Genomic DNA, 20,643 nt, shown 5'->3' on the forward strand with positions numbered 1-20,643 from the left:
CGCACGTTGACTACGTTATCGGCCCTTCGCCCCGGGGCAGTGGGAAGAAAGTTCGGAACATTCTGCTTGCTGGGTCGACTCATAGTGGATGCGAATGCCTATTCTCGATGAGACGAACCGGGTAAGACGCGTACTTTATGGCTCCTTGGCTGGCCTCGCGCTGGCCGCGTGCGCCCACACGCCCGCCGCGACAGCAGTGTCGACTCCTCCAGCGGGAACGTCCGGCTCGGTGGAGAAGGTGGAAACGAAGCAGGCGCAATCCCGCGACCCCGGCTTGGCCATCCTGCTTCGCCCGAGTGCTCAACCTTCGCCGAGGGTGCACGTCGAGATCGATCTCGATGCTTCGGATGCCGAGCTCGCGACATGGCGGGTCCAGCGCGGGTCGCCGGAGCGGGTCACGAATGTGGCAGCGCGCGATGGCAAGGGTGAGCTGACGGCGCGCGTTGTGGCGGCAGCCGATGGTGCGGCGAACATCGTGCTCGGGCGTCGCCCCGAGGGAGCGGTGCACCTGGGGTACGACGTTCTCGCGGGGGACGCGGGGGCGGACGATCCGGTCGGCATTCTCGTATTGGAGGATCGCTTTCGCGGCGCCGGTGAGGGGCTCGTCGCACTTCCGGCGGCGGTGGAGGACGCGGTGCTGAACATCACGCTCACCATCGATCCCGAGCCACTGCGGGTGCGCGGCGCCGCTTCGAGCTTGGGCGCTGGCCGCGTTCGCAGCACGAAGGCACGACCGCGAGCATTGCGCTATGCGACCTTCATGGCCGGCTCGCTCGGGAGCGGCGCGTTCGACGGCATCGAGGGTCACGACGAGGGCGCCTGGCTGGGATATACCGCTTTCGATCCGCGTCCGGCGATCGCCGAGCTCGCGCAAATGCGAACGGCATTCGGTGAGCTCTTCAAGGCGGACGTGCCGCTCGCGCCGTGGACGTACCTGTTCATGTCGCAGGCGCGTCCCATCGGTTCGTTCAGCACCACGCCGCGCGCGGGAAGCACATTGGTGCTACTCGGGCCCGACGAAGCGTGGGGCGCCCCATTGCGAGTGGCCATCGCACAACAGCTCGTGCGCCCTTGGATCGGGGGAGAGCTCCGCATTGCGCCCGAAAGCGGCGACGACGCGCAAGCCTGGTGGTTCTCCGAAGGCGTCGCACGCCACGTGGCCATTCGCGTGTTGGGCCGACTCGGGCTTCTCACCCCGAACCAATGGCGTGACACCCTTGCGGGCGAGCTCTCGGTCTTGGCCACGTCACCGCATCGCGCACTTGGGAATACCGAATTATCGGCACTGGCCCAAAAGGGGAATGCCGTCGCGCGGGCCACACTCGCAGCACGTGGGGCGCTCTATGCCGCACGAGAGGGCACGGCCCTGCGCGCGCGGGCGCGTCGCGCGAAGCAGGAGGGCCAGCGCGACAGCCTCGAGGGAGAGATTCTCGCATTGCTGCTCGCCGCGCGAAGCAAGGTGCAACCGGGGCAGCAAACGCGGAGCACCATCACCGCCCAAGCGTGGATCGACGCGCTCTCCAAAGACGACCCGGACGCGGCGAAGACCTTCGACTCCATCGTGGTACGCGGCGAGCCCGTCATCCTTCCCGCCGACGCACTGGGCCCATGCTTCCGCGCAAGCAATGGCAATTACATGGCGTACGATCCAGGTTTCGACGTCGAAAAAACGCGCGCCGACCGGGAGAGCAAAGTCGTCGGCGTCCGCCCCGACGGCCCCGCCGCCAAGGCCGGCCTCCGCGACGGCGACGTCCTCGAATCGATGAAATCGCGCGAAGGCAACGCCGACATCCCCGTCAAATTGGTAGTCACACGAGCCGGCACCAAGGTGAACGTGTCCTACGCCCCGCGCGGTATCCAAGGCCGCGGGCAAACGTGGACACGCACACCGGGAATCAGCGACGAGCGCTGCGGCGATCCGCCGTGAACGAACGATGTCTATGAAAACCTCGCATCTGCCGTTGGAAGCAGTTGGCCGCTGGAAGCGTTGTGGGGTAGCGCGATCCGCATGACGAGCTTGCCGCAATACAGCCGCTACACGTGGATCCCGGTGACGATTGGGAAATCCGGTGCCCAAGTGTATCGGCTCGATGATGACACACGCAGGCCGCGGCTCTATGCGAAGAGTGCGTCACGGAGCACGCAGCCCGATGTGGCGGAGGGGTTGACGCAGGAGGCGGCACGGCTCACGTGGCTCGCGGACCAAGGGATCCCCGCGGCGGAAGTCGTCGAGCTACGCAGCGACGGCGATGGCACGTGGTTGATCACGCGCGCGCTGCCTGGTCGCTCCGCGGCGGAAATATGGCCTTCGGCGCAGCCCGGCGCGATTGCCGAAGCCATGGCGGACATTGCTCGGCGACTGCATGCGTTGCCCACGGCAGGTTGCCCTTTCGACCAAAGGTTATCGCGCATCATTCTCGAGGCCGAGCAACGCGCCGCCGCCGGCCTCGTGGACCTCGAGGACCTCGACGACGTCCGCGCGGGGTGGACCGTCGAGCAATTGCTCCGTGAGTTGCACGCAGCGCGTCCCCAATACGAAGACGTCGTCGTATGCCACGGCGATTTCTGCCTTCCCAATGTACTTGTCGCGGACGACGGCGCCACCGTCACGGGCTTACTCGACGTCGGCCGCCTCGGCCTCGCCGATCGGTATGCGGACCTGGCCTTGATGTCCCGCAGCCTCGCCAGTCCGATGAATGAACAATACGGCGATGACGACGTCCGACGGTTTTTCGCCCGCTACGGCGCCGATGCGACCGACGAACGCATCGCATTTTATCGACTTCTCGATGAGTTCTACTGACGCAATCTACCGCGCCGGCATCACGTCCCTTGCTGGAACGATGTACCCGGGGCGCGGGGAGAACCAAAAGAGCGAATAGCCCAAGCGCGCGCCCCCTCATCGAATCGAAGTGTCGCGCGTTTCAGTCGATGCGAGGCACCTGAAGGTAAATCAGCCCAACGTAGCTCGGCGACGGAACCGATAGGGGCGTGCCCACGGGGCGCGGGACGCCCGTGCTCGGATCGATGGCCATCACGACGACGCTGTCCGATCCCTCGTTGCCGACGAAGAGAAAGCGGCCCGTCGGTTCGACTTGGAAATGACGGGGCCTGCGGCCTTGGGTCGATACGCGGCCGCGGCGGGTGAGTTTGCCGCTCGATGCGTCGATGTCGAAGACCATGAGGCTGTTGTCGCCGCGGTTCGACACGATGAGGTGCTTGCCGTCGGGCAGGACCTGGATCTCGGCGCCGGTGTTGGTCCCGCCGTCGTAGCCGGGCTCCAAGGACGAGACCCTTTCCAATTGTGCAAGTGCGCCATTTGCAGAATCCAAGGTGAATGCGCTGACCGTGCTTCCGTTTTCGTCGATGACGTAGGCGTAATGGCCACTTGGAGCAAAGTCGATATGCCGCGGTCCGTCGCCCGACGGGGCGGATCCCGCATCGGCGAGATCGTTGCCATTGCGACGAAGGATGGCCACGCGATCGAGGCCTTTGTTCGGCACGTAAACGAAGTTGTTCGTCGGGTCGACGGCAATTTGATGCGTCTGCGCCGTATCGCCAAAGGAGCGCGTGGCCGAGCTCTCACCGAGTTTGCCCTGCTCCAGCCGAGGGAACACCGCAATGGTGCCGCCACCATAATTGGCGACCATGGCAAGCTTGCCGGCGCGATCCAAACCGATATACGTCGGGCCGGCACCTCGCGAATCGATCGTCTGAAAGGGTGTCAGCTTTCCCGTCGACCGATCGATGGAGAACGCGCGAATCTGCCCTTGTTGATCCGCCACCGAGTACGCGTACCGGCGCTCCGAATCGAATGCCAGAAACGAGGGATTTCGCCCTGCATCCACCGTGTCGATCAACGTGAGCGCGTACGTGCCCTCGTTGAAGGAATACGTCCGTATCTTCCCGTCGTTGCTCCCCACGTACACGCGGGGCGGTCCCAAGGGTGCGCGCGCATCCTGATCGGTGGTCGCCGCGTCATTGGAAAGGCCATCGACGGATGCGTCGGGGAATGCTCCCTCGAAGCCGTTGTCCGAGTTCGAGCTGCACGCCATGAAGGCCGCGGGAACCACTCCCCCCACGAGGCCCATCGCGCCGAGGAGCACCGCCATCGACGAAGATCCCATGCCTTTTCCGTATCACGGAAGCCACTCGAAGGATCAGGGGACGCAGGCGTAGGTCGCCGAGACGCTCCCCTTGTAGTCGCTGGCGAGTGCGTTGCACGACGCCGTGCAGAGGGCCACCGTGGCCGGTCCCGCGGAATCTAGGAACTGCCAGCCCGTATTGCCGGCGCACGTTGCATTGTAGGCCAGTGTCGCCGGCTGCCCGGATCCCGGAGTGAATGTCACCGTGACGGCATTGCGATCGACGGCGCGGCCATCGGCCACCGAAAGCGCCAACGAACAGGGTGCATCACCCGACGCAAGGCTGGCCAGGCGCGCGCGAAGCTCTTGTGCGGCCTTGGCCGGATCGCCGGGCGGCACCACGATGGCCTTCTGCGTCCCGCCCGCCGCGGCCAGCCGATTGAGGTTCGCGGTCTCGGGCCCCACGGCAACGACCACCGTCGCAATCGAGGGGGATGCCGCCTTGGCTTGGGCGATCACGTTGAGAACATTCGTGTACGTGCTGCTGCAGTCGTTTGGCCCACCGTCGGTGGCCAGCACCACCACCGCCCTCTCGGCGGGTCGCGCTTTCGCGACTTGCTGGGCGGCGGCGACCGCACCGCGCATCGCAGACTCCATGGGACTTCCGCCAGCAGGCACCTTTTGGTCGATCGATGCCGCAAACGACACACTGGGAAGGGCAGTTCGCGCGACGACGGGCTCCGCGTACATCTCCGGCACGCAGAGCGATTGGTCGCGATTGATGATGGGAAAATAGTGCAGCGAAGCACTCATACCCGCCGTCTGCGCATCCGCGAAAAAGGCCTTCATCGCTTGCGTCATCGGCACCCATCGGGTCTGCGTATTGTCGCCGTCGGGATCCTGAACGAGGCTCTTCGACGTATCGAACATCACCGCAAGGTTGATCGGCACGACCTTGTGCGACGACGTCACGGTGCCGCCGCACGTTCCCGCCCCCCCATCGGGGTTCCCGCTGCCAGGTCCGCCGTCGCCCTCCCCCGAAGCGTCCAGCGCACCCGGATTGAGGGGATTCTTTCCCGAGCCATCCGACTCACTTCCACAGGCCGCCAAAAGAACGGCCACGAGCCCCGTAACGATGGCACCGTACGCGATACGCCTCATCTTCATGCTGATGATCCCTTACGGAAACGGCGCCGCGTCTCTTTAGGTAAAATTCGCGTCAGTAGCTCTTTCCGTCGAATTTTTGCAGTTCGAGCGCATCCACGTCCAGACCATCGAGGCAGCGCAGGTTCACGACCACCTTCTCCTGCCCATCGGTGGCATAGGAGCCGAAGGCGCGGATGCCGCACGTGCTGCAGAACAAGTGGTGCATCGTTTTGCTGCCAAATTGGTAATCCACCTGGGATTCCTTCCCCGACAGCTGCCGGAACGCCTCCAGCGGCACCGACGCCATCAGCCAGCCCGTGCGGGTGCAGATGGAACAGTTGCACGCGCTTGCCTTGGCGATGTCGGCAGTGACCTCGAATCGAATTTTGCCGCAGTGGCACGAGCCGGAATACGTCTTCGTCTCTCCCATGTGTTGCCTCCGGTGCGGAAGAGTGTGCCCATGGCGACGTTTCGTATTGTAAAAGCGCGCCAGCCACGCCGAAAATGCGGTTGCCATGGGGCTCGACGGCACGCGCGGAATCTTGAACCCTGCCGAGGGCTTCACCCGTTTCGCCCTTTCGCGGGAGTCGCCACCCGAGGATCTCGCCCCCTTCGTGGATCGCTATTGGAGCGTACGGTGGGATCTCGAGGGCCAGCCGCCGTACGAGCAGGAGACCCTGCCCTACCCCTGCGTGCACATCTCCTTCACCACCGTGGACTTCGAGGTTCACGGTCCCGGGACGCGGCGCTTCGTGGCGCATCTCTCCGGGCGCGGGCAGGTGCACGGAACCAAGTTCAAACCGGCGGGGTTCTTCGCATTGGCCAAGGTGCCCATGCGCGCGCTCGTCGATCGCGTCGTTTCGCTGGAGCACGCGACCGGCCGCGCCGCGCCCATTCCCGAGAACGCGGAGCCCGCAACGGTGAAACCCATCGTGGAATCGTTTTTGCGCAGTTTCGAACCGATCCACGACGCGACCGCGGAGCTGGTGAATGGCCTCGTCGCACGAGCCCAGGAGGACCGGCAAATTGCGCGCGCCGAGGATCTGGCGCAGATCGCGGGCGTCTCCGTGCGCTCATTGCATCGTCTTTTCGAGCGGTACGTGGGCGTAGGTCCCAAATGGATCGTGCGACGATCGCGCGTCCAAGAAGCCGCCGATCGCGTAGCCCGCGGCGGGCACGTCGATTGGGCCGCGGTGGCGCAGGAGCTCGGCTACCACGATCAAGCGCACTTGATTCGTGACTTCCGTGCGCAAATTGGTTTTACGCCATCCATTTATGCGCGCCGCTGCAAAGAGGCTGCGGCGCGGGCCTCATCGTCAGGGTAAATCGACGAAGCGAAACTCGCCTTTGGAAGCCACCACGAGGCGCTTGCCGTCGGGCGTGAACTCGAAACCGTCCCAATCGAAATCGAGCACACCCAACTTGCGCCCCTCTTGCGTGTCCCAAACGCTGAGCGACGTTGCATCGTTTTGCTTGGTACGGAGCAACAGGCGCGAACCGTCGGGACTCAGCCAAAGCGCAACGAAGTGCCCTTCGATGGGCCATCGCTTCGTGGCGTGCTTTTTCGTGTCGACGGGCGCCATTTCGATGATGGGTGCGCGGCCGATCTTCTCGGGCACCGCAGGAATGCGCGCAACGGCAATGGCATGTGCGCCATCGTCGATATCCGCACCGAGCAAAACGCCGACGTCGCGCACATTGTCGACGACGAATCCGAAGTTGTCGAGAATGTAGAGTCCCTTCCGTTCGGAGATATTGGCGCGCGCGGTCGTATAATCGGCAAAGGCCATTCCAATACGGCTTTGAAAGATTTGTACCCCGCGGCGGCGCACCCATTTGCAGGTCTCCGAGGATCCCCCGGCGGCGACGCTGGGAATGACGATGCCGTGCGCCTGGCTGGTCGCGAGATCGATCCATCGTTTGGGGCACGATTCGTCGGCAGCCGCGGCGCCACCCTTCGCGAAGACCACCGCGCGCTCGCCGTCCTCCGAGAGAATGACCTTCGAGGCGCCCGCCAGTTTGCGCGAAAGGGCAGCATTCTCCTTGCCGTCGGCACCGCGCAGCGAAAATGCATTTCCTTTGCGCACCAGCGCCATGCGGTGCGTTGCGGAAACGGTGACGAAGCTTTCGCCATCCTTGGCGGTGAGCTCGGACTGCGTATGCGTGTCCGGCTCCACGAAGACGGCGAGCTTGCCGTCGGTGGTCGCGACGATGCGCCCATCGCGCGAAACGCGAACGGTGCACGACTTCGACGAACAGGCAGCATCGAGGTGTGCCGTCGTCCCCGCGTCGGCGAGGGGCAGCGCACCCGCATCGTTGGCGATATCGCGCTCGGGCGAGTCCGCATCGGGCGTGGACGCGTCCGCTGCAGGTGCAGAGCCTGCGGCCGAAAGAGAAGGCGTCGCCTCACGCCCGCAGGCGCCGAGCGCGACAGCCGCCGCCAACGCGGCAATGCAGGGAAACTTCGAGAAAAAGCTGGATTGCACGTCGAGAAAACGCCGGCTGGCACTCATTTCATCCGCAGTTTCACCCGTGTCCGATGTTCACACCACTGATTCGAACGATGCGCTCGCAAGGCATTCAAGAACCGCACGGAACAGGCCGCGGTTGCCGTCGAGTGCGCCGCGCACCTGTGGTACTCAGGTCGGCGTCATGCATGCTCGCACGTCGGGTCTTCTCCTGGTTGTCCTGCTATCGGCTTGTTCGCGCACCCAAGAGCCCGAACAGAGTACGCCCGCCCCGCCGGCCCGGCAGGCACCGGCCGCACTCTCCGCCACGGCCACTGCCGCGCCGACGACGGGCAACGAGATCGTCTGGGATGCACCGGCATCTTGGGAAAAGGTGCCCAGCGCCAGCGCCATGCGCAAAGCCACGTATCGCATTCCCAAAGCGGCGGGCGACGCGGAGGCCCCAGAGCTCAGCGTCACAGTGGCCGGCGGCTCCAGCGCGGCCAACATCGAACGATGGGTGGGGCAATTTTCGCCGGGAGCCTCCGTCGACAAGAAAGAGCGCACGGTGGGCGGCATCAACGTGAGCGTCGTGGAGATCAAAGGCACCTACGGAGGCGGCATGACGATGCCCGGAATGCCCGCGCCGGCCGGTCCAAAGGAGCACTTTGCCTTGCTCGGCGCCATTGCCGCCGACGGCCAAGACAGCACCTTCTTCAAAATGATCGGCCCCGAAAAGAGCGTCCAAGCCGCCCGCGCCGACTTCGACAAACTCGTCGACAGCCTGAAGAAGCGCTGATTCTCCGACGAACACTGGACAAGCCGGGTCGCCCGCGGAAACAATGGCCGGTTAACGATGAGACGTTTAGCGGCGCGCGAATGCCAATCTATGGCTCCGCGCCTTCGCGTTGGAGATACGAAACGAGCGTAGCGGGTGGGACGCGCTCACCGAAGCGCGCCGCCAAAAAGTTCAGCGGGTGTCGCCCACCTCGGGATCGGCGGTCAGCCGGAGGGAGAATCCCGCGCGGCCCAACAGCGAGAGCAAAAGACCGCGGTAACGCGTCGGCGTCACGCCGCCTCGCTCGTAGGCCCAATGATCCACGATGCCGCGCGCGAAAACCACGAGCGATGGCAAGGGCAGCGCCCGCTGCAGGGCGTCCACCAACATGGTTCCGACGTGCTGGCGACGTGCATCCTCGGCCACCTCGATCGCACCGAGCTCCCAGAGATCGGGCACGTCACGCCACCGGTCTTCCACCGCGGCCGCCGACGGCACCAGCGTGGCATAGCCCACCAATGTTCGATCTTCCAGCGCGGCGACCACCACCGAGCCAATGGCAAGGCAATGTTCGATCGTCGCCATGAGACGTTCCGTTTTGGCGATCGACGTGAACCCCGGCGCCACGTCGATGGCGTGCGCGTCCGTGGGGCGATACCAAACTTCGATGGTCGGGCAGGACATACCCGAGACCATGGGAAGCTCACGCGTTGCGGGCGATGCACGCGCGCGCCGGAGCTCGTGCACATTTGCACGATGGCCTTCACGTCGATGGCGCCGCGGAAAAGACTTCGCGGATGGCGTCGCTTACCGCACGGATCGCTGCAACGCGGCGCTTCGCTTGTGGGACCACGAGCCAAATGCGGTATGGCTTGTCGAAACTCGGAAGCACGTGCACGAGCTGGGGCATCGCATCTCCGACGTAATCGGGCAGCTGGGTGATACCGATTCCCGCGATCGCAGCGGCCATCATCACGCGCGCACTGTTCGCCTGGAAGGCGACGTGGAGGCCCTCGGTCTGAAGCAACTGGAAAGGCTGCCCGCCGAGCCGTATCGCTTCATCGTAGGTCACAATCGGTTGCCCAAGCAGCGAATCGGGCGTTCCACGCTGCCGGACGTACTCGCGCGACGCGTAGAGGCGAAAGGAACGCTCCGCAAGCTTCCGACACGCGAGGCGCGGGTCCGTGGGGCGCACCAGGCGGATCGCGAGATCGGCCTCGCCGCGCAGCAAGTCGACCCGGGCAAAGCCGGTGTTCACGACGACGCGGATCGCAGGGTAACGAGCTTGCACGGCCCGAATCGCGGGAACGACCGAGTACTCCGCGATGGTGTCACTCGTCGCGATGCGCACCAGTCCCTCGATGCGGCCGTCCTCGGCGATGGCTTGCGCCGAAAGTTCCTCCGCAGCCTCGGCCATGCGCTGCGCCGATTGGAGAACGCGCTCCCCGGCCGATGTCAGCTCCCACCCCGCGGGCGTGCGCAGGAAGAGCGCGACTCGAAAGCGCTCCTCCAGCGCAGCGATCCGCCGTCCCACCGTGGTCTGATCGACGCCGAGCACCTTGGCCGCTTTGGCAAGCCGTCGCGTCCGCGCGACCGCGAGGAAGTACCGTACATCGTTCCAATCGAGCGTGCGGGGCGAGCCTTCCATGGCGCACCACAGTACCGGCGCGCGAACCGATGCGTTGGTCTCCTTTTTAGCCACGGAGAATGCGCGCGAGATTCTCCAAGCTCGGCTTGCTCTCACCTCTCGAGATGGCCCGCACCGTATCCGCAATCGCCGCGTTGAGCGGAGCCAGGACACCGAGTTCGAGTCCAAGCTTCGCCACGTACCCATTGATGAACTCGATCTCCGTGGGTCGTCCTCGCTCGAAATCCTGATGCATCGAGGGTCGGAGATCTCCGTAGGCGGCGAGGATTCGATCGATCCACGCGTCGCGGTCCAGCGGCGGGATGGGGTCGACGAGCATTCGCTCCGGGCGCACACCGCTCGCGAACGCGACGGAGAGCGTCTCGTCGTAGGTTCGATCGAACAAGGCGCGGCCCTCCGGATGCGTGATGTACCCGCGCATCGTCGTTCCTGCGACGGCGCCCAGGGTCGTGACGGTGCAATTGAGGAGAAGCTTGGACCAGATCGCGCCATTCATGTTCGCCGTGGTGCGAGTCTCGATGCCCAGATTGAGAAAGCTCGCAATCTGGGTAGCGCGCTCGGTCATGCCGCCCGCAAGTTCACCCATGAGGATATGGCCCGCGTTTCGCTGCTCGTAGCGCCCTGGCGCCATCATCGTCGCCCCCAGGTTCGAGAGCCCACCCAGCACGACACGGGAATGCTGCCGAGCAAGCACCTGCGCCACCGCACCATTCTGAATCGGCAACAGAGTGCCACCGGGCGCGAGCAGCTCGACACACCGCGGTGCGATCGAAAGCGCGTCATCCGCCTTCGTCGCCAGCACGACGAGGTCGAAGGCGCTCTGTGGCCAATCACCGAGGGCACGAACATCGACTCCACGCGCCGCAACCTCCCCTCCGACACCGGTCACGTGCAACCCCGCAGCTTTCAACCCCGCCGCAGAGGACGCGTCACGCGTTGCAAGAGCAACCGAAACTCCGCGCGCAAGCAGCCGTGCACCGATGACGCCCCCAAGGGCGCCCACACCGACGATGAGCAAACGCATGCACGATAGGGATCATCTCTTTGGCCCGAGCTGTCTACGAGACAGCGTCGCCAATGATGCTGCAAGAATGCAGCTCGAAGGAGCAGCGCACACGATTTTACGCAACATGCACCGTGCTGCGGCCGATAGAGGGACATCGATCCTATGAGACACCTCACCGGGCCAGTCGTTTCGACGTTCGCAATGCTATCCACCGTCCTCGGTTGCTCGAGTACACCGGCCCCGCGGACTTGGACACCTGCCGACTACGGGAGTGACTACCGCCCGACGGGGATGGTGCCGCCCATGCTCATTGCGAGCAATGAACTCGCAGCGCTGCAGGCCCTTCGCTGTCTCCCAGTACCCAATACCACGGCACTCGTGCAGATTAGGTGCAAACTCGGCGTCGATGGTGCCCTGTCCAAGTGCCAAGCTCGATATGTCGTCGGTCAGTGCAGAGGGTCGTTCCTCGATCTGATCGAGACCTTCGAAGACATGTATCGCTACCGGCCCGCGCTCATCAACGGCCAACCCGTGGAAATGCCCTATGCGTACAGCCTCAACATTCGGGGCCCGAACGTTCGCGGCGCGCTCTTGCAGCGGTCAAAGCGACCGCTGCGAAGTCGGTCGCAGATGAACGATGTACGAAACTTGGAACCAGATGAAGAATTGGTGCAAATTGCCGGAACGCCACCGACATTTCATCGAGAGGGAGAAATGTGCGTGCCCCCGAGAACAACGGCCATGGTTCAAATCGCGTGCGTCGTAGGCGTCGATGGCGGTGTCTCGCACTGCGACTTGTTTCCGCCGGTGGAACCCATCGGATGCGACGAAGCCGTGTCGAACGCCATCTCGACGATTGAGGAGTCCTATCGGTTCCAACCCGTGATTCGGAACGGCCGGCCCGTCGCCGTGTATACGGTCTTCAGTTTCGGTCTATTGGGAGAAGGCGTTGTTCCGTTTGGAACGGCTACCGGGCCCCAATCCGCAATAGGACGACCTTGATCGTGTCCAGCATGATCGATAGATCGAACAGCAGCGAGTAGCTCTTGATGTAATACAAATCGTACTGCAGCTTCTCGATCATATCGTCGGCGGTCGCCCCGTACTTGCAGCGCACTTGCGCGTGGCCGGTGACGCCCGGTTTCACGTAGAGGCGCTGCTTGAAGAACGGGACCTGTTGGTCCAGTTGCTCGATGAACACCGGCCGCTCGGGGCGTGGGCCGACCATGCTCATGTCGCCGCGGAGCACATTCCACAATTGCGGCAGTTCGTCCAAACGCGTTTTGCGAATGAATTTCCCCACCAGGGTCACACGGTCGTCGTTCTCTTTGGCGAATTGGGCGCCGTTTTTCTCGGCGTCGGTGCGCATCGAACGGAATTTCAGAATCGTGAACAGCCGACCGAACTCCCCTGCCCGCGTCTGCGTATACAGAATCGGGCCCGGTGAATCGAGCTTGATGGCCAGCGCCGTCAGCAGCATCAACGGTGCCGCCATGGCGAGACCGATGCCCGCGACGATCACGTCGAAGATGCGCTTCAAGCGGCGCGTCGTCGGTCGCGAGGTAAAGCCCTCCGCGAAGATCAGCTGGCTCGGCTTGAGTTCGCGGACGAAGATCTTGCCCGCCATGCGCTCGTAGAAGCTGACGCCCTCCTCGACCTCGACGCCGCGGAACTTCACCTCGAGCAATTGCTCGACGGGCAGCGTGCCGCGACGGTCGGGATACGCCACGATGACGAACTTGATTTCCTGCCGCTCGACGATGTCGCGCAGCTCGGCGTAGGTGCCGATGACGCCCTCTTGCCCGTGCGTCATGGAGATGCGGTCGCGCGAGAGCAAGCCCACCAGCTCGAGGCCACAATCCGGTGCCTCGCGAATGAGTGTGGCAATTTCGCGCGCCAAGTCGCCATTACCCAGTAACAGCGTGCGCCGCAAAAAGCCCGCATTGGACGAGATGCGGTTGTACAGCAGACGCCAGGTCGGCACGACCAAGGCCGTAATGGCAATGGCGGGGAGGAAGATGCCGCGCCCGATTTCCAGCGGCCGCACCGCATAGAAGAGGCCCCAAAGGATGACGCTCGCCAGCGCCAAGGCTTTGAGCATGCCGCTGAACAGCGCGCGGGCTGTCTGGACCGAATGCAACTCGTAAAGGCCTGCGTAATAAGCGGCGCCCTGGACGACCAAGCCGACCAGAAGGGCTTTCTTCGCGATATGAGGATAGGTGAGCCCGTCGTGTAAGCCTAGACGGACGCACGCCGCGACGATCAGGACAATCGCCACGAGAACTCCTTCGAACGCGAAGAGAAGGAGGCGCCTTGGTGAACGTAATAGCTCGACCATCGCTCCGTTCGATTCGCTGCCCCGGCTGCAGCGATACTCCTTTGCAACTAAACGCCAGGGATTTTATCGATTTAGGGCACTATGACGGTGTCGCCCGATTGCAGTGCCAGGTTCTGCTGAAGCTCGCCTTTCTCGACGACGGCATCGAAATCGAAGGGGATCCGCCTTTCACCGCGCGCGTCACGCCGGACGATGACGATGCGCGCTGGGTTGGCAAAACGGGTGAAGCCACCGGCCAGCGCCAGACCGTGCAAGACCGTGACCTCGCCGCTGGGGGTGAATTCTCCACCGCGCTGAACTTCGCCAACGACGTAAATTCGATAGGAGTGCACCTCGGACACTTGCACGTTGGCCGGGGGTTGCTCCTGGAAGAACTGTTTTAGTTTCGCCTGGATATCGGCGGTGATCTCGGTGACCGTGCGGCCGTTCCCGGGAACGTCGCCGAGCAGGGGTAGCGAAAATGCCCCATCGGGACGCACCGTGACTTGTTGACTCAGTTCATCGTGTTTCCACACGTTGATCTTGAGTATGTCGCCCGGCCCAACCTTGTAGCCGAGCGCGCTTTCCGCCGGCCAGTTGTACGTTGGGGACGGACCGCACGCCGATACTGCAGCGGCAGAACCGAGGGCGAGACCGAACAACGCGCAGGCGAATGGCCGCGAGGGCGAAGGGGGGAGGGGGCGCATAGGGCGGACCTGTCACCCCTTCGATGCAGAAGGTGGTGCCGCCGCTTCCGTGATCCCGCTCGCGGGCGCGACAATTCTCTAGCTCAACGCAAATATTCGCCCGACTGCTCGACCGTGGCGGGAAGCGACGGGGCGAATTCCCTCAGCGAGGCAACCAGGCGTGCACCTTCTCCGTGATCGATGGCATAGAACGAGACGCTTGGCTCTTCGCACACGACATTGTCGGCGATGCGCCAGCTTCCGACCTTCCGCCACGAGGGGCGAGCCAACTTGTCGTAAACGATGGCGATCTTGCGGCCCTGCACGACGCCATCCACGGCATCGCCGTGAAAGGCGGCGGCCAACTTGAGACGCGCGACGGCGGGGCTACCCAGGCCGATGAGGTCGACGATCTCCGGATCGCTGAAATAGGAAATGGCACCGACGTCCTGAATGGCGATCGGCTGATCCGGATAGTACCGCGCCACGAAACGGGCCATCTGCATCTGCTGTTCGTAAATGTTGTAGCTGGCCTTCGGCGTCTTGATGAGCGAATGCGCTCCGCGCGTCGTCAGCGGCAGCAGCAAAAGCGCAAATGCCAGTGCGTACGTACGAAGCCGTTCCCACGCCGCCAACATCGGCCCCGCGAGCGCCACGAGGCTGAGCAAAACGACGTACGACTCGTAGCGAAAGAGCCAGCCAACCTTGGCGAAGCTCGTATGCAGAACCATCGTCACCGCGGCGACGACGAGCATCAGCCTGCGACGCTCCCACGAGGATGGCGCGCGCGCCACCGCCAGGGCCAGCAGCACGAGGAGCGCCAACAAATGCGGTTCGCGGACGTAGGGCATGACCAGCTCGGCGAACGACGAGGCCGCGCCGAAGTGCTGCCGCTTGATCAGCACGGGATACGGAAAGGGCGCCGCGTCATGGGCCATGGAGAACAGGGCGAAGCCCACCACGGGCAACCCAGCGCCGATGCCCAGGGCGACGGCCATCGCGAGCCGTCGACGGATCAACGCAAGCAGCCCCAGGATGGCCACCGCGAACAGCGTCTCGTAGCGCGCCGACGTGGCGATCATCGCGAAGAGGGAAATCGCCGCAAGGCTTCGCGCCCCCGCCGCTTTCGGCGCCGCGAGCGCGTCCACCGCCGCGTGCACCAGCAGCAAGGTCGCGAGCATGTGGAGCGTGTGCTCCATGCCGATGAGAACGTTCGACACGATGGGCGTCGCCAGAAGGATCGCGCTGCCTAGGAGAACCCGGCCGGTCGCACCGTAGCCATCGCGGCGAAGGCCGCGGTCCACCACCGTCGCGAGAAGCGCGGCGAACACCGCATTCAGTGCGAGCGGCCCGAGCTCGCCCTTGTAGAACGGGCGCAGCGCGGCGAGAAGCAGCGGCCACACGATGGAGGACGACGCGGGCGTGAACTCGTGCGAGGTGATGCCGTAAATGCCCTGATCGGCGAGGTTCTTGGCCAGCGCGAGATGGATGTAGCTATCGTCGAGCGGATAGACGAACGAGCCGCCGGTCTTCGCGCGCATGACGAAAAAGGACACGGCCACGCAGCCCAGGATGATCCCGGCGACGAAGGTCCCACTCGCGATGCGGTGCTCGTGCGTGCGCGGCACCGTTCGCTCGTACCGCACGCCTCTTCAGTCTGCAAGCCGGGAGGCTTCGCGCATCACCGCAGCGAACTCACCGGCGAGCGCACGCCGCGCATAGCGCTCGATGCCGCGCGGGGCGAACGATGCCTCGGCCGCGCGCGCGTGGCCATTGCCTTCGCGAAACGCGCGCAGCCGCGCCTCGAGGTAGGCCGCAATGCGCGCTTCGTCGCGCGGTGGGAGCACGTCCCCCAAGCGATGGCGCGACACCAGCCGCGTGAGCGCGCCCGGTGGCGACAACGTGAGGCATGGGCGGCCGAGGTACATCAGCTCGAAAATTTTCGCCGGGTAGATGCGCTCGACGCCGGGCACCTCGTCGAGGGTGCACAAAACGAGATGGCTCCGCGACAGCTCGATGAGCGACTGCGCATGCTCGAGGTAACCGACCCGCTCCACGCCGAGTGCCTCCATCCCCTCGAAGGCATCGAGCTCCGTGTCGACGATGCGTCCGATGAAGCGCACGTGAAGATGCCGCGCAAGCTCGGGTGCGCGCTCGTGAAGCAGGCGCACCGCCCCGAGGAAGCCGCGCACGCTGGTCAGCTTGAACACGGTGCCCGCGTAGCCGATGACGAAACGGTCGCGCGGCGGCGACGGAAGATCCGTGGGGAAATCGTCCGCGTCGTAGCCGTTCGGGATGGCGTGCACGCGCGCAGGGTCGAGAAAGCGAAAGTGCGAGAGCAGGTTGTCGCGGAACTCCTCCGTCGCCGTGATGACCGCGTGGGCGGTGCGCAGCAGCGCCGACTCGAGCGGATCGCCAATCTTGGAGCCGATGCGACCGCCCATCATCTCGTACGCGGTGCGGTACGTGCTCCACTCGTCGCGGTAGTCGAGAATCACGGCGACCTTCCGCCGCAGCAGCCGCACGATCGGCGCCAGCAGAAACTGCGAGAACGGAGGCGCGCTGATGAGCACCACCTGCGGCGGCGGCCCCGAGAAATAAAGCTTCTTCAGCATGGCCGCCTGCGCCCCGGGCTGCCAGAGGATCTGCGCATCGGGCACGAGCAGCTCCTTGGCGAGGGCGCCCAGGCGGATCTTGCGATGGTGCGCCGTCTCGTTCCACGCCGCGCGCTTGAGGGCATACCCCGGTTCCAGGGTGCGGGCGCGCAGCACTTGAATGCCCGGCGGCAGATCGTGCAAGAGCGATGCATCGGTGAGTGGCACCGAGGGATTCGCCACCGTCAGCACGGTGGGAACCACGTGGTGCTCGGGCAGGTACTTGGCCAGCTTGAGCATGCGCTGCACGCCGGCCCCCCCCACCGGAGGAAAGCTGTAAGCTACAATCAATGCGCGCAGCCAATCCGCCGGCGCGGTTACCGACGCGGGACTCGCCGCGGTCGTCGTTCGTTCGTCCGAATGCGGCACATCCATTTTCCTACCATGCGATGCATCCGCCGTCGCCCTCGTAGCATCATTGTCGTTCATGGCCGAACCGCGGCGATGTCTCACGGTTGCATGGCTTACCTGGCTGCTTGGAGCCGCATCGCTCGCGGCCTGCGCCGCGCAGGATTGGGGCTCGCCGCCGGCGGGACCGCCCGCTTCACCTGCGCCGCCGATGCCCGCGGCCAACGCCTCCGCTCCAAACTGGGCTCCCCCGCCGGGCGACGCGGCGAAGGACCGCCCGCGCCTTTTTCTCAGTGCCGACGTGCTCACCGCACTGCGCGAGCGGGCCCGCGGCAATGCACCGAGCTGGGTGGCGCTTCGAGCGCGATGTGACGACTACGCGGACGCGCAGGTCGCCTACCCCGACGGCGCGGACTACCCCTCCAAAGGAAACATCGGCGAGGGCTACCAGGGCCAAGGCTACTTCGGCCCGCTGCTCGAGTTGTCGCTATGCCATCAGATCACGCGCACACTCGATGCGAACCGCGCGACGGTGTACGCGCGCAAGGCGCTCGAGATCCTCGACAAGATGAGCGAGAAGGACGGCCCCCACGCCGTGCCGATGGAGCGCGACTCGGTCTATGGCATCCGCTTTTACGGCGCCGGCATGGCCATTGCGCACGACTGGCTCCACGCGGTGATGAGCCCCGAACAACGGCGCCGCGTCGACGACGCCGTCCAACGCTGGATCGACGTGTACGAGAAGCGCGGCTTCGGGCGCGATCATCCGCAGGGAAACTACTTCGCCGGGTATTACGTCACCAAAGCGCTCTCCGCGCTTGGTAGCGAGAGCGGCGAGGACAACGCGCGCTGGCGCGACTTCTTCGAGCGCGTGCACCAGAAAACCGTGGCCCCCTTCTATGCCGCGCACCTCGCCGGCGGTGGATGGCCCGAAGGCTGGGGCTATGGAACGCTGGCCAGCTTGAACATGAGCCTGCCCGCCTGGGCGGCACGAACCGCGAAGGACGTCGATCTCGTGGGCGCCGGCTTTTCGTACCCGGTGGATCAGGCCAAGTACCTGCTTCATTTCTCGTGGCCCAACCGTCGAACCCTCGACGACCGCGGAACGATCCACGCGAGCGACACACCGTCGGCCTTCGACCCAGCGCTCGCGTACGGTGCGTGGGGCTTTGCCTCGATGTGGAAGGATCCCATCGCCCCCGCCTTCCACCGCTTTGCGCGCGAGGTGAAGGAGGCCGCGGGCGGATCGCCCACGTTCCTGGAGCCGCTGGTGGGCATGTTGCTTTGGGACGAGCAAGGCGCCGACGCGTCGTTCGACGACCAGCCGCGCGCGTACCTCGCCAAGGGCATGCAAACTGTGGCCATGCGCTCGTCCTGGCGCAAGGACGCCGTGTGGGCTTCGTTCAGCGCGGGGCCGTACGTGAACAACCCCGACTCGGGCGAGATGCTCTTCGATCAAGGTTCGCTGTCCGTGGTGCGGGGCGATCGGCCGCTGCTCGCCTATGCGCCGACGCGCCTCGTGAAGGGCGCCAAAGACGGCGCGCGCGTGGAGAATCAGGTGTATGCGGCGCTGTTCGGCGACAAGGCCGAGCGCGCGCTCTTCAACGTGTTCTACGCGAAGACGCCGGATGGCCCCAAGCCCGGGCAAATTGCCAATGTGTCGGCCAAGACGTCCGTCGGCGTCTTCGAGGACCGCGAGCCCTTCGTCGTGGTCCGTGGCGACCGCCTCGAGGAGACGTACCGCCCGGGCACCGTGGCCGCGTGGACGCGCCAGATTGCCTTCTTTCGGCCTTCGCTCTTCGTCATCGACGATCGCACCGAGGCGGCGAACGCGCGCGCGGACCAGTGGCTCGCGTTTCATCTTTCGCAGCGCCCGCACGTGACGCACCATGCGCGTGTCGACGCAGGCGATGCGGACGATTACGGCGGCGCGCTCATTCCGCTGCTTCCGCGCGGCGCCAAAACGACGACGACGGACGTGTTCGGCGTGCACAAAGTGTGGCGCGCCGAAATCCGCGGTCCGAAGGCGCGCACCCAACGATGGTGCACCGTGTTCGATGCATCGGCCTCACCGCAAGACGTCGCGGCGGCGTCGCTCCTCCATTTCACCGAGGGCAAAGCACGCGGCACGCTGCTTCGCCGAAAGGACACGGCGTACGTCTACGTGGCCGCCCCCGACGACGCGAACCGCATCGAGGGCGCGTTCACCTATGCCGTGCCCACGGCCGCGCTGCATGTCATCGCGGATGTGCCACCCAACGCGAGCTACGCGCTCGTCGCGCAAGGCAGAACCGTGCGTGCGGTGCCCGGTGGAGAAAACGGCACCAAACTGCAGGCAAGCGCGCAGGGCATCCTCGCGTTCCGCGTGTCCGAGGACGGAAAGATCGAACCGGTACCGTAGACCGCGACATCTAACGTGGTCGGTTTTCCCCATGGACCAGGACGCCTCCCTCCCCAGCTTCGTGAGCCTCGTCGTGCCGTGCCTCAACGAGGAGTCGTACATCGAAGCGTGCATCCGTTCGCTCCTCGCGCAGGACTACCCCAAGGACCGGCTCGAGATCCTCGTGGTCGATGGCATGAGCTCCGATGCAACGCGTGAGATCCTCGCGCGCATCATGGAGGACGATGCGCGGGTGCGCGTCATCGACAACCCGGAGCGCATTCAAGCCGCCGGCCTCAACGAAGGCATCCGCGCCTCCAAGGGCGACATCATCGTCCGCGCGGATGTGCATGCAGAGTACAACCAGGACTTCGTCCGCCAGTGCGTGCTGGTGCTCGCGGAGACGGGCGCCAGCAACGTCGGCGGCGCCGCACGTCCGCGCGCGCGCACGTTTTTCCAGCGCGCCCTTGCCGCAGCCTTGGAGAGTCCGCTCGCCATCGGCAATTCCAAATACCGCCAGGTCGATGCCGAGGGCTTCGTGGATACGGTTTTTCCCGGCGCCTTTCCGCGCCGCGTGTTCGCGCAGGCAGGGCTCTTCGATCGAAGGGCCATCACCAACGAGGATGCGGAGATCAATCAGCGCATCCATGCGGCGGGCGGAGAAGTCTATTTGAGCCGTCGCATCGTCGTGCACTATTACCCACGCGAATCGCTGGGAGCGCTGGCGCGGCAGTATTTCAAATATGGAAAAGGGCGCGCGCGCACGCTTTGGAAGCACGGCCGATTCCTCACCTTGCGGCCGGCGCTTCCGTTCCTGGCGCTGACCGGTGGCGTGGGGCTGCTTTTGACATCGCACCTGCAGCCGTTCACACCGTTTGCTTTCGGCGGCTACGCCCTGGGCACCTTGGCCGAAGCGGTGCGGGTCGGAAGGAAGCTCGGCGCGGCCGCCATTCCCGTCGTCTGGAGCATCTTCCCCGTTCTTCACGCCTCGCACGGAGCTGGCTTCGCCGTGGGGCTCGTGCAATATGCCTTCAGACCCGATTGGGGTCCCATCGAATACCTCGATGAGCCCCTCTCTCCATCCGACAGCAGCGACGAACCTTCCACCTCGATCAACCTGAACGGAGCGGGGATGGCGGCGCGCTAGC

The 20,643-nt window shown here is 64.8% G+C and carries 17 protein-coding genes; 6 read left to right on the forward strand and 11 right to left on the reverse strand.

Annotation, left to right across the window (positions count from 1 at the left end):
* Nucleotides 1-94 precede the first annotated feature (94 nt).
* Both LZC95_38320 and LZC95_38325 read left to right on the forward strand, forming a co-directional pair.
* The gene (locus LZC95_38320) at nucleotides 95-1,927 is read left to right on the forward strand and encodes a hypothetical protein (GenBank protein ID WXA92299.1); all 1,833 of its coding nucleotides are present in this window, start codon (nucleotides 95-97) and stop codon (nucleotides 1,925-1,927) included.
* 81 nt (nucleotides 1,928-2,008) lie between these two features.
* Nucleotides 2,009-2,803 (forward strand): aminoglycoside 3'-phosphotransferase, encoded by a 795-nt coding sequence (locus tag LZC95_38325; GenBank protein ID WXA92300.1) that lies wholly within the window; start codon nucleotides 2,009-2,011, stop codon nucleotides 2,801-2,803.
* Between the two features lie 121 nt (nucleotides 2,804-2,924).
* Here LZC95_38325 and LZC95_38330 read toward each other — a convergent pair whose 3' ends face one another.
* The 3 genes from LZC95_38330 to LZC95_38340 are packed head-to-tail and all read right to left on the reverse strand — an operon-like array spanning nucleotide 2,925 to nucleotide 5,661.
* Nucleotides 2,925-4,127, reverse strand: a complete 1,203-nt coding sequence (locus LZC95_38330) for a lactonase family protein (protein ID WXA92301.1) — start codon at nucleotides 4,125-4,127, stop codon at nucleotides 2,925-2,927.
* A gap of 33 nt (nucleotides 4,128-4,160) precedes the next feature.
* Complete coding sequence (locus LZC95_38335) at nucleotides 4,161-5,252, reverse strand: VWA domain-containing protein (GenBank protein WXA92302.1); 1,092 nt, start codon at nucleotides 5,250-5,252, stop codon at nucleotides 4,161-4,163.
* A gap of 52 nt (nucleotides 5,253-5,304) precedes the next feature.
* Nucleotides 5,305-5,661, reverse strand: coding sequence for a GFA family protein (locus LZC95_38340; protein ID WXA92303.1), 357 nt, complete (start codon nucleotides 5,659-5,661; stop codon nucleotides 5,305-5,307).
* An 85-nt stretch (nucleotides 5,662-5,746) separates the two neighbouring features.
* Between LZC95_38340 and LZC95_38345 the strand changes: the two genes are divergently transcribed.
* Nucleotides 5,747-6,556: a helix-turn-helix domain-containing protein gene (locus LZC95_38345; GenBank protein ID WXA92304.1), complete on the forward strand. Its 810-nt coding sequence runs from the start codon at nucleotides 5,747-5,749 to the stop codon at nucleotides 6,554-6,556.
* Here LZC95_38345 and LZC95_38350 read toward each other — a convergent pair.
* Nucleotides 6,548-7,744: a hypothetical protein gene (locus tag LZC95_38350; GenBank protein WXA92305.1), complete on the reverse strand. Its 1,197-nt coding sequence runs from the start codon at nucleotides 7,742-7,744 to the stop codon at nucleotides 6,548-6,550. The genes LZC95_38345 and LZC95_38350 overlap by 9 nt on opposite strands.
* Nucleotides 7,745-7,883: 139 nt before the next feature.
* Here LZC95_38350 and LZC95_38355 point away from each other — a divergent pair, with 139 nt between their 5' ends.
* Entirely contained in the window at nucleotides 7,884-8,477 is a 594-nt protein-coding gene (locus LZC95_38355; GenBank protein ID WXA92306.1) for a hypothetical protein, read from the forward strand.
* Nucleotides 8,478-8,648: 171 nt separating this feature from the next.
* On the opposite strand, the gene LZC95_38360 is transcribed toward LZC95_38355, so the two are convergent.
* The 7 genes from LZC95_38360 to LZC95_38390 all read right to left on the reverse strand — a co-directional run bounded on the left by LZC95_38360 (nucleotide 8,649) and on the right by LZC95_38390 (nucleotide 17,142).
* Entirely contained in the window at nucleotides 8,649-9,203 is a 555-nt protein-coding gene (locus LZC95_38360) for a GNAT family N-acetyltransferase (GenBank protein ID WXA92307.1), read from the reverse strand.
* A gap of 16 nt (nucleotides 9,204-9,219) precedes the next feature.
* A complete protein-coding gene (locus LZC95_38365) occupies nucleotides 9,220-10,104 on the reverse strand; it encodes a LysR family transcriptional regulator (protein WXA92308.1) in 885 nt (294 codons plus the stop codon).
* Nucleotides 10,105-10,150: 46 nt separating this feature from the next.
* Entirely contained in the window at nucleotides 10,151-11,128 is a 978-nt protein-coding gene (locus LZC95_38370; GenBank protein WXA92309.1) for a ketopantoate reductase family protein, read from the reverse strand.
* A gap of 949 nt (nucleotides 11,129-12,077) precedes the next feature.
* The gene (locus LZC95_38375) at nucleotides 12,078-13,448 is read right to left on the reverse strand and encodes a TIGR03013 family PEP-CTERM/XrtA system glycosyltransferase (protein ID WXA92310.1); all 1,371 of its coding nucleotides are present in this window, start codon (nucleotides 13,446-13,448) and stop codon (nucleotides 12,078-12,080) included.
* 71 nt (nucleotides 13,449-13,519) lie between these two features.
* On the reverse strand, nucleotides 13,520-14,134 hold the full coding sequence (locus LZC95_38380) for a polysaccharide biosynthesis/export family protein (GenBank protein ID WXA92311.1): 615 nt from the start codon (nucleotides 14,132-14,134) through the stop codon (nucleotides 13,520-13,522).
* Between the two features lie 83 nt (nucleotides 14,135-14,217).
* Nucleotides 14,218-15,759 carry a hypothetical protein gene (locus LZC95_38385; protein WXA92312.1) on the reverse strand — a complete coding sequence of 514 codons (1,542 nt, stop codon included), beginning with the start codon at nucleotides 15,757-15,759 and terminating at the stop codon, nucleotides 14,218-14,220.
* Between the two features lie 6 nt (nucleotides 15,760-15,765).
* Nucleotides 15,766-17,142 (reverse strand): glycosyltransferase, encoded by a 1,377-nt coding sequence (locus tag LZC95_38390; protein ID WXA92313.1) that lies wholly within the window; start codon nucleotides 17,140-17,142, stop codon nucleotides 15,766-15,768.
* A 52-nt stretch (nucleotides 17,143-17,194) separates the two neighbouring features.
* Between LZC95_38390 and LZC95_38395 the strand changes: the two genes are divergently transcribed.
* Entirely contained in the window at nucleotides 17,195-19,516 is a 2,322-nt protein-coding gene (locus LZC95_38395) for a hypothetical protein (protein ID WXA92314.1), read from the forward strand.
* A gap of 31 nt (nucleotides 19,517-19,547) precedes the next feature.
* A complete protein-coding gene (locus LZC95_38400) occupies nucleotides 19,548-20,642 on the forward strand; it encodes a glycosyltransferase family 2 protein (protein ID WXA92315.1) in 1,095 nt (364 codons plus the stop codon).
* Nucleotide 20,643 lies beyond the last annotated feature (1 nt).

Source organism: Sorangiineae bacterium MSr12523 (genome assembly GCA_037157775.1).
GTDB classification, from domain to species: Bacteria; Myxococcota_A; Polyangia; order Polyangiales; family Polyangiaceae; genus Pendulispora; species Pendulispora brunnea.